Annotated in this window: 14 protein-coding genes and 5 tRNA genes; 16 read left to right on the plus strand and 3 right to left on the minus strand. The window is 53.5% G+C overall.

What is annotated here, in order from left to right; all coding sequences use genetic code 11:
- Positions 1 to 58 precede the first annotated feature (58 nt).
- From alaS to luxS, 11 genes are all read left to right on the plus strand, one after another.
- The gene (gene alaS / locus FJW00_RS17175; protein WP_140925078.1) at positions 59 to 2,686 is read left to right on the plus strand and encodes an alanine--tRNA ligase; all 2,628 of its coding nucleotides are present in this window, start codon (positions 59 to 61) and stop codon (positions 2,684 to 2,686) included.
- A 249-nt stretch (positions 2,687 to 2,935) separates the two neighbouring features.
- Positions 2,936 to 3,121, plus strand: coding sequence for a carbon storage regulator CsrA (gene csrA / locus FJW00_RS17180; protein ID WP_008927091.1), 186 nt, complete (start codon positions 2,936 to 2,938; stop codon positions 3,119 to 3,121).
- Positions 3,122 to 3,403: 282 nt separating this feature from the next.
- Positions 3,404 to 3,496 (plus strand) — tRNA-Ser (locus FJW00_RS17185).
- An 8-nt stretch (positions 3,497 to 3,504) separates the two neighbouring features.
- A tRNA-Arg gene (locus tag FJW00_RS17190) sits at positions 3,505 to 3,581 on the plus strand.
- 84 nt (positions 3,582 to 3,665) lie between these two features.
- A tRNA-Arg gene (locus FJW00_RS17195) sits at positions 3,666 to 3,742 on the plus strand.
- Between the two features lie 60 nt (positions 3,743 to 3,802).
- Positions 3,803 to 3,879, plus strand: a tRNA-Arg gene (locus FJW00_RS17200).
- Between the two features lie 194 nt (positions 3,880 to 4,073).
- Positions 4,074 to 4,150, plus strand: a tRNA-Arg gene (locus tag FJW00_RS17205).
- 533 nt (positions 4,151 to 4,683) lie between these two features.
- Positions 4,684 to 5,250, plus strand: a complete 567-nt coding sequence (gene yqaB, locus FJW00_RS17210; protein ID WP_046102440.1) for a fructose-1-phosphate/6-phosphogluconate phosphatase — start codon at positions 4,684 to 4,686, stop codon at positions 5,248 to 5,250.
- Entirely contained in the window at positions 5,247 to 5,675 is a 429-nt protein-coding gene (locus FJW00_RS17215; RefSeq protein WP_046102439.1) for a YqaA family protein, read from the plus strand. The genes yqaB and FJW00_RS17215 overlap by 4 nt, the downstream gene beginning before the upstream one ends.
- Positions 5,676 to 5,706: 31 nt before the next feature.
- Positions 5,707 to 7,314: a glutamate--cysteine ligase gene (gene gshA, locus FJW00_RS17220; protein WP_140925080.1), complete on the plus strand. Its 1,608-nt coding sequence runs from the start codon at positions 5,707 to 5,709 to the stop codon at positions 7,312 to 7,314.
- Between the two features lie 150 nt (positions 7,315 to 7,464).
- Positions 7,465 to 7,980, plus strand: coding sequence for an S-ribosylhomocysteine lyase (gene luxS / locus FJW00_RS17230; RefSeq protein ID WP_009086888.1), 516 nt, complete (start codon positions 7,465 to 7,467; stop codon positions 7,978 to 7,980).
- 60 nt (positions 7,981 to 8,040) lie between these two features.
- Here the strand turns inward: luxS and FJW00_RS17235 are convergent, their stop codons facing one another.
- Positions 8,041 to 9,327: an HlyC/CorC family transporter gene (locus FJW00_RS17235; RefSeq protein ID WP_033736021.1), complete on the minus strand. Its 1,287-nt coding sequence runs from the start codon at positions 9,325 to 9,327 to the stop codon at positions 8,041 to 8,043.
- 15 nt (positions 9,328 to 9,342) lie between these two features.
- Entirely contained in the window at positions 9,343 to 10,143 is an 801-nt protein-coding gene (locus tag FJW00_RS17240; RefSeq protein WP_009086884.1) for a cytochrome C assembly family protein, read from the minus strand.
- A gap of 164 nt (positions 10,144 to 10,307) precedes the next feature.
- On the opposite strand from FJW00_RS17240, the gene ffh reads away from it, so the two are divergent.
- The 5 genes from ffh (at position 10,308) to rplS (ending at position 13,816) form a co-directional block, all read left to right on the plus strand.
- Positions 10,308 to 11,669, plus strand: coding sequence for a signal recognition particle protein (gene ffh, locus FJW00_RS17245; protein WP_009086882.1), 1,362 nt, complete (start codon positions 10,308 to 10,310; stop codon positions 11,667 to 11,669).
- Positions 11,670 to 11,810: 141 nt separating this feature from the next.
- The gene (gene rpsP / locus FJW00_RS17250) at positions 11,811 to 12,059 is read left to right on the plus strand and encodes a 30S ribosomal protein S16 (protein WP_009086880.1); all 249 of its coding nucleotides are present in this window, start codon (positions 11,811 to 11,813) and stop codon (positions 12,057 to 12,059) included.
- Between the two features lie 18 nt (positions 12,060 to 12,077).
- Complete coding sequence (gene rimM, locus FJW00_RS17255; RefSeq protein ID WP_009086878.1) at positions 12,078 to 12,626, plus strand: ribosome maturation factor RimM; 549 nt, start codon at positions 12,078 to 12,080, stop codon at positions 12,624 to 12,626.
- A 35-nt stretch (positions 12,627 to 12,661) separates the two neighbouring features.
- Positions 12,662 to 13,426: a tRNA (guanosine(37)-N1)-methyltransferase TrmD gene (trmD, locus tag FJW00_RS17260; protein WP_009086876.1), complete on the plus strand. Its 765-nt coding sequence runs from the start codon at positions 12,662 to 12,664 to the stop codon at positions 13,424 to 13,426.
- Positions 13,427 to 13,468: 42 nt separating this feature from the next.
- Positions 13,469 to 13,816 (plus strand): 50S ribosomal protein L19, encoded by a 348-nt coding sequence (gene rplS / locus FJW00_RS17265; protein ID WP_003849035.1) that lies wholly within the window; start codon positions 13,469 to 13,471, stop codon positions 13,814 to 13,816.
- 86 nt (positions 13,817 to 13,902) lie between these two features.
- Here rplS and FJW00_RS17270 read toward each other — a convergent pair whose 3' ends face one another.
- Positions 13,903 to 14,439: a GNAT family N-acetyltransferase gene (locus FJW00_RS17270; protein ID WP_140925084.1), complete on the minus strand. Its 537-nt coding sequence runs from the start codon at positions 14,437 to 14,439 to the stop codon at positions 13,903 to 13,905.
- Positions 14,440 to 14,660 lie beyond the last annotated feature (221 nt).

A 14,660-nucleotide genomic window follows, 5' to 3' on the forward strand; every position in this document is an offset into this window, starting at 1 on the left:
GGAAAATGGGGTCGCACCGATCGGTGGGAACGTTCGTTAGCGTGATTCCAGGACATATATGAGCAAGAGCACTGCTGAGATCCGTCAGGCGTTTCTCGACTTTTTTCATAGCAAGGGACATGAGGTTGTAACCAGCAGCTCCCTCGTACCGAATAACGATCCAACGTTGTTGTTTACTAACGCCGGGATGAACCAGTTTAAAGATGTGTTCCTCGGTCAGGACAAACGTGATTACACACGGGCGACCACGTCGCAGCGCTGCGTGCGCGCGGGCGGAAAACACAACGATCTTGAAAACGTCGGCTACACCGCGCGTCACCACACCTTCTTTGAAATGCTGGGTAACTTCAGCTTTGGTGACTACTTCAAGAAAGAGGCGATTGGTTTTGCCTGGGAACTGCTGACGAGCGAACAGTGGTTCGGCCTGCCAAAAGAGCGTCTGTGGGTAACGGTTTATGAAACCGATGATGAAGCCTACGCGATCTGGGAAAAAGAGATCGGTGTGCCACGCGAGCGTATTATTCGCATCGGCGACAACAAGGGCGGTGCCTACGCGTCAGATAACTTCTGGCAGATGGGTGACACCGGTCCGTGTGGTCCGTGCAGCGAGATTTTCTACGATCATGGCGATCACATCTGGGGTGGCCCGCCAGGCAGCCCGGAAGAGGATGGTGACCGTTACATCGAGATCTGGAACATCGTCTTTATGCAGTTCAACCGCCAGGCGGATGGCACCATGCTGCCGCTGCCCAAACCTTCGGTTGATACCGGGATGGGTCTGGAGCGCATTTCTGCCGTTCTGCAACACGTCAACTCTAACTACGAAATCGACCTGTTCCAGAAACTGATTCAGGCTGTGGCGCAGGTTACCGGTGCGACTGACCTCAGCAATAAATCGCTGCGCGTGATTGCCGACCACATCCGCTCCTGCGCCTTCCTGATTGCCGATGGTGTGATCCCGTCCAATGAGAGCCGGGGCTACGTGCTGCGTCGTATCATTCGTCGTGCCGTGCGTCATGGCAACATGCTGGGTGCCAAAGAGGCCTTTTTCTATAAGCTGGTTGCGCCGCTGGTTGAGGTCATGGGTGCCGCAGGTGAAGAGTTGCAGCGCCAGCAGGCTCAGGTTGAGCAGGTGCTGAAAAGCGAAGAAGAGCAGTTTGCCCGCACGCTGGAACGCGGACTGGCGCTGCTGGACGAGGAGCTGGCAAAACTGCAGGGCGATACCCTGGATGGTGAAATCGTCTTCCGTCTCTACGACACCTTTGGTTTCCCGGCGGATTTAACCGCTGACGTCTGCCGCGAACGCAATCTGAAAATCGACGAAGCAGGCTTCGAGCAGGCGATGGAGCAGCAGCGTCAGCGCGCCCGTGAAGCGAGCGGCTTCGGCGCTGACTACAGCAACGTAATCCGCATCGATGCGGCTTCCTCCTTCAAAGGCTACGACCAGCTCGATTTAGCTGCCACCGTAAAAGCACTCTATGTTGCAGGTGAGGCGGTGGATGAAGTGTCCGCAGGTCAGGATGCCGTCGTTGTGCTGGATGAAACGCCATTCTATGGCGAATCGGGTGGTCAGGTTGGCGATACCGGTCTGCTGAAAGGGAAGAATGCTGAATTTAGCGTCCAGGATACACAAAAATATGGTCAGGCAATCGGTCATGTCGGTAAGCTGACCGCCGGGCAGTTGCGTATCGGCGACCGCCTTGAGGCGCAGGTTGATGCGGCACGTCGTGCACGCATCCGTCTTAACCACTCTGCCACCCACTTATTGCACGCCGCATTGCGCCAGGTTTTAGGTGAGCACGTGGGGCAGAAAGGCTCTCTGGTTAATGACAAATATCTGCGTTTCGACTTCTCGCATTTTGAAGCGATGAAACCTCAGGAGATTCGTCAGGTCGAAGATATCGTCAATGCACAGATTCGACGCAACCTGCCGGTGGAAACCGAGGTGATGGATCTTGATGCGGCGAAGTCTAAAGGGGCGATGGCCCTGTTCGGCGAAAAGTATGATCAGCGTGTTCGCGTGCTGACCATGGGTGACTTCTCTGTCGAACTGTGTGGGGGAACCCACGCGGCACGCACTGGCGATATCGGTCTGTTCCGCATTCAGGCTGAGTCAGGCACCGCTGCCGGCATCCGTCGTATCGAGGCGATTACCGGTGAAAGTGCGCTGGCTCAGGTCAACGCGCAGAGCAGCCAGCTGCAGGATATTGCGCAGCTGGTAAAAGCGAACAGCAGCAACCTGAACGAGAAGGTACGCGGTCTGGTTGACCACGTCCGGGCTCTGGAGAAAGAGTTGCAGCAACTGCGTGATCAGCAGGCTGCGCAGGAGAGCGCGTCACTGAGCAGCAATGCCATTGATGTCAAAGGGGCGAAGCTGCTGGTGAGCGAGCTCAGCAATGTTGACCCGAAAATGCTGCGTACCATGGTTGACGATCTCAAGAATCAGCTGGGATCGGCGATTATCGTGTTAGCGACGGTGGCGGAAGGCAAGGTATCGCTCATCGCGGGTGTGACCAAAGATCTGACCGACCGTGTTAAAGCAGGCGAGTTGATTGCCGGTCTGGCGCAGCAGGTAGGCGGGAAGGGCGGTGGTCGTCCTGATATGGCTCAGGCGGGTGGTAACGATGCTGAGGCGCTGAAAGGCGCGCTGGCAGGGGTTGAGAGATGGGTTAGCAGCCGCCTGTAATGAAATAAAACAAAGCATGGTCAGAAGCGTCAGAACCCCGGTTCCGGCGCTTTTTAATACGATGCTAAAGCAGCAAATGACAAAGTCAGGTTGATGTAGTGTATTTCGGCTAAACTAACTATCAGCAGAATGTATTGGCGCATCGATGTGCATTGGTGTATTCCTCATAGTCAATGCGCAGCGTTAAATGATGGATAATGCCGGGAGCCTGTACAAGCCCGACTCTTTTAATCTTTCAAGGAGCAAAGAATGCTTATTCTAACTCGTCGAGTTGGTGAAACCCTCATGATCGGTGATGAGGTAACGGTAACGGTGCTGGGTGTTAAGGGTAATCAGGTTCGTATAGGGGTTAACGCGCCGAAAGAAGTGTCTGTGCATCGCGAAGAGATCTATCAACGCATCCAGGCTGAAAAAACGCAACAGACCAGCGTTTAACGGATTCAGCGTCTCGCACCTGTGCGAGGCGCTACCGCTTTCTGCAAAAAATCCCGCCCTTTGTTCTCTCCCGCTGTTCTCCGTTTTGTTAACGTCCTCCTCTTTCATTGTTGATAATTCACTCTTTTTGCCGCCATTTTGTTCCAATTGTGTGTGATTTGCTCAATCAAACAAAGTTTCGGAAAAATTGTTTGACTTAAAAGTCCGGGAAAGTAATATGTGCGCCACGCAGTGCCGATGAGCAGAAACAAGTTCAGAAGCACGGTTCGAAAGAAAGCGTAAGGTGAGGTGGCCGAGAGGCTGAAGGCGCTCCCCTGCTAAGGGAGTATACGGTCAAAAGCTGTATCGAGGGTTCGAATCCCTCCCTCACCGCCATTTTCGATGCATCCATAGCTCAGCTGGATAGAGTACTCGGCTACGAACCGAGCGGTCGGAGGTTCGAATCCTCCTGGATGCACCATCGAAAATAAAGAAATAAAGCGAATTAGCAATTCCTTTCATGGTGAGTAGTCAGCACCCTGCGTTGTACAAGAATCAGATTTATGCATCCATAGCTCAGCTGGATAGAGTACTCGGCTACGAACCGAGCGGTCGGAGGTTCGAATCCTCCTGGATGCACCATTCTTTGTAACATCCTCAGGTTGATTTCTGAACGTCCATAAAAAAACGCAACACCCCAATGCATCCATAGCTCAGCTGGATAGAGTACTCGGCTACGAACCGAGCGGTCGGAGGTTCGAATCCTCCTGGATGCACCATATTCTTCAATATGGTCAGCGCCTCAGTGTGTCATGACGTAGTTAGCGTTCAGGCCGCACTAAGGAGGATAAGGTTGCATGAGCAACGGCCCGCAGGGCGAAGCGCAAGCTGAGTAATCCTCCTGGATGCACCATTCTTTGTAACATCCTCAGGTTAGTTTCTGAACGTCCATAAAAAACGCAATACCCTCAATGCATCCATAGCTCAGCTGGATAGAGTACTCGGCTACGAACCGAGCGGTCGGAGGTTCGAATCCTCCTGGATGCACCATATTCTTCAATATGGTCAGTGCCTCAGTGTGTCATGACGTAGTTAGCGTTCAGGCCGCACTAAGGAGGATAACGTTGCATCTGCAACGGCCCGCAGGGCGAAGCGCAAGCTGAGTAATCCTCCTGGATGCACCATATTCTCAAATAGGGTCAGCGCCTCAGTGTGGCATGACGTAGTTAGCGTCCAGCCCGCATTCTCGCTCTTCTCTTTTTCTCTGGCTCCATCCACGCGGCTTTTCAGCCTCATCTGCGTAACAGATTCATCATTTCATCTTAAGCAACGCCCAGCCACACCTGTCCTGCATAACCCGATGTAGTTTGCCCCTCATGCAGGTGCGCCGCCGCCCTGGCACCAGACGATTGTTAAAAAATCGCTGAAAATTCGTACTGTTATCGCTGGTCGCGCACGATCACCTTTATCTGAAAAGAAAAATTGTTAATGCTTTCAAAGCATTTGCTGTTCATCCCCCCTGGCGACAACCTGTCCACATTAGGCTAAAGTAATGTCTCATTTGATGAATGTCCGGAGTGACAATGTACGATCACTATGACGCCCTGATTTTCGATATGGACGGCACGATCCTGGATACAGAGCCGACACATCGAAAAGCGTGGCGTCAGGTACTGGCGCACTACGGATTAACGCTGGATGAAGCACGTATTATCGACTTCAATGGCGCACCCGCCTGGCGGCTTGCGCAGTTCATCATTGACACCAATCAGTCGTCTCTCGATCCCCATCTTCTTGCCGCAGAGAAAACCGCTGCCGTGAAAGCGATGCTGCTGGACAACGTCAGGCCGCTGCCTTTACTGGAAGTGGCTAAAGCGTACCACGGACGTCGTCCGATGGCGGTGGGCACCGGAAGCGAGCACAGCATGGCGGAGGCGTTACTGACGCAACTGGGCGTGCGTGAGCTGTTTTCGGCTGTGGTGGGTGCTGATGATGTGAAGCGACACAAACCCGAGCCAGAAACCTTTCTGCGCTGCGCAGCGCTGATGGGGGTGGCGCCTGAACGGTGTGTGGTCTTTGAGGATGCCGATTTTGGCATTCAGGCCGCGAAAGCGGCAGGGATGGATGTGGTGGATGTGCGCTTACTGTGAGTGACATCCTCACCTATGCCTCCATGTTCGGCAGCAGTTTTTTGAGTGCGACGCTTCTGCCTGGAAGTTCTGAAGCACTGCTGATAGCACTATTGATAGCAAAAAAGACATCAGTTTACGGATTGCTTTTAGCCGCATCACTGGGAAACACACTGGGCGGCTTAACGAACATTCTTATTGGTCGCCTGCTGCCGTTAAAAGGTCAGGGGCGATGGCATGACACAGCAATGACGTGGTTGCACCGGCTGGGACCTGCAGCGCTGCTCTTCAGCTGGCTACCGGTGATAGGTGACCTGCTCTGCGTTCTCGCGGGCTGGTTACGGTTCGCCTGGCTGCCAGTGATGCTGTTTCTCGCTGTCGGTAAAACACTGCGTTATATCGTTATCGCGATAGCCACATTACAGGGTATGGAATGGTGGCATTGATTCGCACAGATTCGAGGCTACGGTTAAGATTATGCTGAACAAAAATAAATTATTATCACAGCGGGGGGGGAATGTGATCCCGGACGTCTCTAAAGCGCTCTCCTGGCTGGAAGCGCATCCCAATGCTCTCAAAGGCATTGGCCGTGGCATCGAGCGTGAAACACTGCGCGTACAGGCAAATGGCGACCTGGCAAAAAGCGGACACCCGGCCTCGCTGGGGTCGGCGCTGAAGCATGACTGGATCACCACCGATTTTGCCGAAACGTTGCTGGAGTTTATTACCCCAGTGGATCACAGCATCAATCACATGCTGGCTTTCCTGCGCGATATCCATCGTCACGTTGCCCGTGAGCTGGGTGACGAGCGTATGTGGCCTTTCAGTATGCCGTGCGTGATTGACGATGCGGACAATATTGAGCTGGCACAGTATGGTCAATCCAACATTGGTCAGATGAAGACCCTCTATCGTCAGGGCCTGAAAAACCGCTACGGCGCGTTGATGCAGACCATCTCCGGCATTCACTACAACTTCTCACTGCCGCTTTCCTTCTGGCAGGAGTGGGCGGATGTGAAAGATGTGGAGAGCGGAAAAGAGACCATCTCGGCGGGCTACCTGCGGTTGATCCGCAACTACTATCGCTTCGGCTGGGTGATCCCTTATCTGTTTGGCGCATCGCCAGCGATTAGCTCCAGCTTCCTGCAGGGCCGTGAGAGTCCGCTGCCGTTTGAAACCAACGACAAAGATACAATGTGGCTGCCTTATGCAACCTCATTGCGTCTGAGCGATCTCGGCTACACCAATAAATCGCAGAGCTCGCTGGGCATTACGTTCAACTCGCTGGAAGGCTATGTCACGGCGCTGAAGAAAGCGATCAAAACGCCGTCAGAAGAGTTTGCGGGCATGGGCACGAAAGATGCTGGCGGCAACTGGCTGCAGCTCAATACCAACGTGCTGCAGATTGAGAATGAACTCTATGCGCCAATCCGGCCAAAACGGGTGACCCGTTCCGGTGAAGCGCCATCTGACGCGCTGCTGCGGGGTGGCATTGAGTACATTGAGGTCCGTTCACTGGATATCAACCCGTTCTCGGCTATCGGGGTCGATGAGAACCAGGTGCGCTTCCTCGACCTGTTCCTGATCTGGTGTACGCTGGCCGATGCGCCGGAGATGAGTGCAGAAGAGCTGCAGTGTACCCGTAAAAACTGGAACCGCGTGGTGCTGGAAGGCCGCAAACCGGATCAGAAAATTGCCGTGGGTTGTGGTGAAGCGGAACATTCGCTGGTTGAAGTGGGCAAAACCCTGTTTGCCGATCTGCGTCGGGTTGCTGAAGTGTTAGACAGCAACAATCAGGCGAGCACGGAATATCAGCAGGTTTGCGATCAACTGGTAGCATCGTTCGACGATCCTGAGCTAACCTACTCGGCGCGCATTCTGCAGGCCATGAAAGATAATGGTGTGACCGGAACCGGCGTAGCGCTGGCTGAACAGTATCGTCATCTGCTCTGTGAAGAGCCGCTGGATGTGCTGACCGAAGAGGATTTCACGCGTCAGGCGCAGGAATCTGTCGCGGCGCAGCAGCAGCTGGAAGCGAACGATAAGCTGGATTTTGAAGCGTATCTGGCGAGCCGGGAAGGGTAGAAAAGAAAAAGGCCACATCAATGTGGCCAAATTAACATCTCTGTTGTCAGGGATGATGATAACAAATGCGCGTCTTTCATATATTCAGACGTTGGGCGAACAGAAAAGTTTCATCGTTTTTAAAAAAATTCTCAGAACAGGAGGTGACGTATGCCACTACTGGATAGTTTTACCGTTGATCACACCATCATGGGCGCACCGGCGGTTCGCGTTGCGAAAACCATGAAGACTCCGCATGGCGATACGATTACCGTTTTTGACCTGCGTTTCTGCCGCCCGAACATTGATATCCTCACTGAGCGTGGCATTCATACGCTGGAGCATCTCTTTGCCGGGTTTATGCGTGATCACCTCAACGGTGACGGTGTGGAAATCGTCGATATTTCGCCAATGGGCTGCCGTACCGGCTTCTACATGAGCCTGATCGGTACGCCAGATGAGCAGCGCGTGGCGAAAGCGTGGAAAGGGGCGATGGAAGACGTTCTGAAAGTGAAAGATCAGAACCAGATCCCTGAGCTGAACGAATACCAGTGTGGCAGCTACAAACTGCACTCACTGGATGAAGCGCAGCAGATTGCCCGCAACGTGCTGGCGCATGAGATCGGCGTTAACCGTAACGAAGATCTGAAACTGCCTGCTGAAAAGCTGAAAGAACTGCACATCTAGTCAGAGCTGTCCGGCTAAAAAAAACGCCGCATCGTGTCGATTGCGGCGTTTTTTATGGCTTCAGGAACCGACCGATTTTTTCAGCGGTGTCTTCGGCGTGATGCGCACCTGCTTAATCATGTTGTCCTGCACGTCCAGGATATCGATATTGTAGTGACCGATCTGAACGCGGGTGTTGATAGCGGGGATCTCCTCCAGCGCTTCCAGCAGCATACCGTTGATGGTGCGGGCTTCCTGCTCTGGCAGATGCCAGTTAAACGCCTTGTTGATTTCACGCACGCTGGCACTGCCTTCGATCAGCACGGAACCATCATTCTGGGGCATCACCTCTTCGGCCAGCGACGGCGACATTGAGGTGGTAAAATCTCCCACGATCTCCTCCAGAATGTCTTCTATGGTCACCAGTCCTTTGATATCGCCATATTCATCCACCACCAGGCCCGTTTTCTTTTTGTTGCGCTGGAATTTTACCAGTTGGGTGTTGAGCGGTGTTCCTTCCGGGATGTAGTAAATCTCATCCGCAGCGCGCAGCAGCATCTCTTTGGTGAACTCTTTTTTCTCGGTCATCATGCGCCAGGCTTCACGCACCCGCAGCATGCCGACACAGTCATCCAGTGAGTCGCGGAACAGGACAATGCGGCCATGCGGTGAGTGGCTCAGCTGGCGGACGACTGATTTCCAGTCATCGCTGATGTTGATACCGACAATCTCGTTACGCGGCACCATGATGTCATCAACGCTGACCTTCTCCAGATCGAGTACCGAAAGCAGCATATCCTGATTACGGCGCGACATCAGGCTACGTGACTCATAGACGATGGTGCGAAGTTCCTCTTTGCTCAGCGCAGAACTGATTGCGCCTTCCGCCCGGATTCCCACCATCCGCATCAGCAGACGGGTAATGGTATTCAGCAGCCAGACCAGCGGCAGCATGATGTATTGCAGCGGGACCAGCAGCAGGCTGCTGGGAAAGGCGACCCGCTCCGGATAGAGCGCGGCTACCGTTTTCGGCAGCACTTCAGCAAAAACCAGCACGACGAAGGTCAGGATACCGGTCGCGACGGCGACCCCTTCGTCACCGTGCAGGCGCATGCCGACGATGGTGGCGAGGGCGGAGGCCAGAATATTCACCAGGTTATTGCCGATTAATACCAGGCTCAGCAGCCGATCGGGACGCCGCAGTAACTTTTCCACCCGGCGCGCAGCGCGACTGCCGTTTTTAACCTGATGGCGCAGCTTATAGCGATTAAGCGTCATCATGCCGGTTTCCGACCCGGCAAACCAGGCGGAGACCAGAACCATGACGCACAGAATAATAATCAGCGTGGTGGTTGAAACATGTTCCAACGCAGAACTTCCTTTTTAATGAGAGACAGGGACAAGCAGATGCTGCAGGATGCGACTGCCGAAGTAAGCCATGGTCAACAGCACCGCACCGCTGCAGTTAAACCAGACGACGCGGCGACCACGCCAGCCTTCATGATAGTGTCCCCAGAGCAAAACGATATAAACAAACCACGCGATAATCGAAAGCACGGCTTTATCGACGTTTTCGGCGCTGAAAAGATCCTGCATGTAGAACAGACCGGTGCAGAGCACCAGCGTTAACAGGACGACCCCGACCTGCGTGATATGAAACATCTTGCGTTCGATGGTCAGCAGCGGCGGCATATCCTGCGTAAACGCCAGGCGCTTGTTTTTTAACTGGTAATCGATCCATGCCAGCTGCAGCGCATAGAGGGCAGCGATAATCAGCGTTGCATAGGCGAAGAGCGACAGGCCGATATGGATCATCATCCCTGGCGTCGTTTCCAGGTGGGTGATAAAGGCATTAGGGACAAAGGTCGCAAAGGCCAGATTGATCAGCGCGAAGCTGTAGACAATCGGCAGCAGCAACCAGCCGCGATTGCGTGACGCCACAATGGTCATAATGGCGCAGATCAACAGGCTGACCAGTGAACCGATGTTGAGCAGGCTTAAATTCTGGCCGCTATCAACCGCAAATATGCGCTGCTGCAGGGCTACCGCGTGTGTCACCAGCGCCACACAGGCAGAGAGCATCGCCATTCGCCGCCAGCCGCCATTACGCTTCAGCAGGCTCGGAATGATCAGGGCAAGACTTAAGGAGTAGGCTAACAGCGCCACTATCGGGAAAACGAACATAGATCCTTTCAGGTTCAGTCAGATAAGGAAAAAGGCAGTATAGCGCCAGCCGCAGCAGGCTCCAAACGATCTGAGGGGCAATTGCAGAGATCGCGGCGGCTTCGTGTTATAATCCGCCGCATTCTGCCGATCAGGCGCCTCGCGATCTTTTTAAGTGAGAGACCATGTTTGATAATTTAACCGATCGTTTGTCGCAAACCCTGCGAAACATCAGCGGCCGCGGAAGGCTGACTGAAGAGAACATTAAAGAGACCCTGCGTGAAGTGCGCATGGCACTGCTTGAAGCTGACGTTGCGCTGCCGGTGGTGCGTGACTTCATTAACCGCGTGAAAGAGAGCGCGGTCGGCCATGATGTGAACAAAAGCCTGACGCCGGGTCAGGAGTTCATCAAAATCGTTCGTAACGAATTGGTTGCGGCGATGGGGGCAGAAAACAATGCTCTCGACCTGGCCGCTCAGCCGCCAGCCGTGGTGCTGATGGCGGGTCTGCAGGGTGCCGGTAAAACCACCAGCGTGGGTAAGCTGGGTAAATTCCTGCGCGAGAAGCACAAAAAGAAAGTGCTGGTTGTCTCTGCCGACGTTTATCGTCCGGCGGCAATCAAACAGCTGGAAACGCTGGCGCAGCAGGTTGGCGTGGATTTCTGCCCCTCTGACCTCAGCCAGAAGCCGGTGGAGATCGTCAACAATGCGCTGCGTGAAGCGCGCCTGAAATTCTACGATGTGCTGCTGGTGGATACCGCGGGTCGTCTGCACGTTGATGAAGCGATGATGGACGAAATCAAACAGGTTCATGCCGCGATTAATCCGGTAGAAACGCTGTTTGTGGTCGATGCCATGACCGGTCAGGATGCGGCCAACACGGCCAAAGCCTTCAACGAAGCGCTGCCGCTCACCGGCGTGATCCTGACCAAAGTTGACGGTGATGCACGTGGGGGGGCGGCGCTGTCGATTCGTCATATTACCGGCAAGCCAATTAAATTTATGGGTGTCGGCGAGAAAACCGAAGCCCTGGAACCGTTCTATCCGGACCGTATTGCATCACGCATCCTCGGCATGGGTGACGTGCTGTCACTGATCGAAGATATCGAAAGCAAGGTTGACCGCGATAAAGCAGAGAAGCTGGCGAAGAAGCTGAAAACCGGTGACGGTTTCGATCTCAACGACTTCCTTGAGCAGCTGAAGCAGATGCGCAACATGGGCGGCATGGCCAGCCTGATGGGTAAACTGCCCGGCATGGGACAGCTGCCTGACAATGTGAAGTCGCAGATGGATGACAAGGTTCTGGTGCGCATGGAAGCCATCATCAACTCGATGACACGCAAAGAGCGTGAGAAGCCAGAGATCATCAAAGGCTCGCGTAAGCGCCGCATCGCCACCGGCTCCGGCATGCAGGTGCAGGACGTTAACCGCTTATTAAAGCAGTTCGACGACATGCAGCGTATGATGAAGAAGATGAAGAAGGGCGGTATGGCGAAAATGATGCGCGGCATGAAAGGTATGATGCCGCCAGGATTCCCCGGCCGCTAAGGGTTCCACAAAAAAGCCCGAAAGGACGCGGTTTAGGTTGCTTTTTGCGCCAAAATGAGTAAAATTTTCGGGCTTTTTATACAGCACCCGGACCCCGTTCCTCGATGGGGGCCGGGTGTTTTATTAACTGAAGAGGATGTTATGGTAACAATTCGTTTGGCACGTCACGGCGCTAAAAAGCGTCCGTTCTATCAGGTCGTCGTTACTGACAGCCGCAATGCACGCAACGGTCGTTTCATCGAGCGCGTTGGTTTCTTCAACCCGATCGCTTCTGGTCAGGCTGAAGGTCTGCGTCTGGATATGGATCGTATCGAGCACTGGGTTGGCCAGGGCGCAACGCTTTCTGATCGCGTTAACGCGCTGGTCAAAGAAGCTAAGAAAGCAGCTTAATCTGTCACGGTGGTGAGCATGAGCAGACAAATTGCCGCACAGCCTCCTGTCAACCCGATTGTATTGGGCAAGATGGGAGCCGCCTACGGTATTCGCGGCTGGCTCAAAGTGTTTTCCTCCACTGAAGACGCTGAAAGCATCTTCAGCTACCAACCCTGGTTCATCCAGCGCGCCGGTAAATGGCAGCATGTCGAACTGGAAAGTTGGAAGCACCACAATCAGGACCTGATCATCAAAGTCAAAGGCATTGAAGATCGGGATGCGGCGGCTCAGTTAACCAATTGCGAAATTCAGGTTGACTCGACGCAGTTGCCATCGCTGGAAGAGGGTGACTACTACTGGAAAGACCTTATGGGCTGCCAGGTGGTTAACCTTGAAGGCTACGAGATGGGCAAAGTCATCGATATGATGGAAACCGGCTCGAACGACGTTCTCGTCGTTAAGGCAAACCTGAAGGATGCATTCGGTGTTCAGGAGCGGTTAATTCCGTTTCTTGATGAACAGGTTATCAGGAAAGTCGATCTCTCTACCCGCGTCATTGAGGTAGATTGGGATCCTGGTTTTTGAGCTCCGAATCGAGCGGTAACGTAACGGCGAGTACAATGTGGATTGGTGTTATTAGCCTGTTTCCAGAAATGTTTCGCGCTATTACCGACTACGGGGTAACTGGCCGGGCTGTAAAAAACGGTCTGCTCAGCATTCAAAGCTGGAGTCCGCGTGACTTCACGCACGACCGGCACCGTACCGTGGATGATCGTCCTTACGGCGGCGGACCGGGAATGCTGATGATGGTACAACCCTTACGGGATGCCATCTCCGCAGCGAAAGCAGCGGCAGGTGATGGCGCCAGGGTGATATATCTTTCACCTCAGGGGCGCAAACTGGACCAACAGGGCGTTTGCGAACTGGCGGCACGAGACAAGTTAATTCTGGTCTGTGGCCGTTATGAAGGGATAGATGAGCGCGTAATCCACGCCGAAATTGATGAAGAATGGTCAATCGGTGATTACGTTCTCAGTGGCGGGGAACTGCCAGCCATGACGATGATTGACGCAGTCGCCCGGTTTATTCCCGGCGTACTCGGCAAGCAGGCGTCAGCCGATGAGGATTCGTTCTCTGACGGCTTGCTGGATTGTCCGCACTATACCCGACCTGAAGTGTTAGAGGGCGTGGAAGTCCCGGCAGTTTTACTGTCAGGTAACCATGCCGATATTCGCCGCTGGCGTCTGAAGCAGTCGCTAGGCCGTACCTGGCTAAGAAGACCTGAACTTCTGGAAAACCTGGCTCTGACTGAAGAGCAAGCAAGGTTGCTGAATGAGTTCCAGCGGGAACATCAGCAGCAACAAAACGATGATGTGGAAGAGTAATCTTCCCCGACTATCAGTTTACCCAGGATATGAGATTTAATTATGAGCAACATTATTAAGCAAATTGAACAAGAGCAGATGAAACAGGACGTACCTTCCTTCCGCCCGGGTGATTCCGTGGAAGTGAAAGTATGGGTCGTTGAAGGTTCTAAAAAACGTCTGCAGGCATTCGAGGGCGTGGTTATCGCTATTCGTAACCGCGGTCTGCACTCTGCATTCACTGTTCGCAAAATTTCTAACGGCGAAGGCGTTGAGCGTGTATTCCAGACTCACTCGCCGGTCATTGACAGCATCGCTGTTAAACGTCGTGGCGCTGTGCGTAAAGCCAAACTGTACTACCTGCGTGAGCGTACTGGTAAGTCTGCTCGTATTAAAGAGCGTCTTAACTAAGGTATCGCTAACGCGACATCTGAAAGTTAATAGCAAACAAGGGGTTGGCATCTGCCAGCCCCTTTTTTTTGTCCTGTTGCCTGCCGTTAAGCGGTCTCTGGCCGCTGAAAATGATAAATCGCGGTATTGACCGGCCCGTCATTGAGCACGATCAGGCCGTAACGACAGCCAATAAAATCGCCGCCCGACTTCTTCGCGACGGCTCTGCTGGCGAGATTATCCTCGGCCACCAGAATCTCAATTACCCGTGTTTCAGGTCGTGAAAACCCCAGCGGCAATAAAGCGGCGACGGCACGGGTCGCAATCCCCTGACGCTGAACATCACTACGCACCCAGTAGCCAATCGCACTGGCAGCGCCGGGATGGCGGGCAAAGCGCACGCCTGCGCCTCCCAGCAGCTGATCGTGCTGATCGACAATCGCAAACTCTTCAGCTTCTTCCCGCATCCGTTGCCAGTGGGTAAAGCGAATCCAGCTTTCCGCCTCATGCGGCTGATAGTCGTGATGTGCCCAGGCCATCCAGGGGATCAGGCTGTCCAGCGAGGCGTTCACCGCAGCGGTAAACGCAGGAACATCGCTTAACAGGAAAGGTCGCAGATGCGTCGTGCGTGGTGATGAAGGCATATCATTCCCGGATGCAAACCCTTAATCGTTTCATTTTGCCTGCGCCGGCAAGAAAAACAATAAAAGCATGTGTAAAGATATAATTACACTTTAATCCTGATGCTCTCTTTTGTCTTATATTTTATATATATGATTTTATTTATTAATTTATAGAGTCCTGCGGCGGTTATTGATCTGTGGTAATTAATGTGTACATGTTATCTTGCGCTCTGTACCGGCTG

This window comes from Pantoea anthophila (genome assembly GCF_006494375.1).
GTDB classification, from domain to species: domain Bacteria; phylum Pseudomonadota; class Gammaproteobacteria; order Enterobacterales; family Enterobacteriaceae; genus Pantoea; species Pantoea anthophila.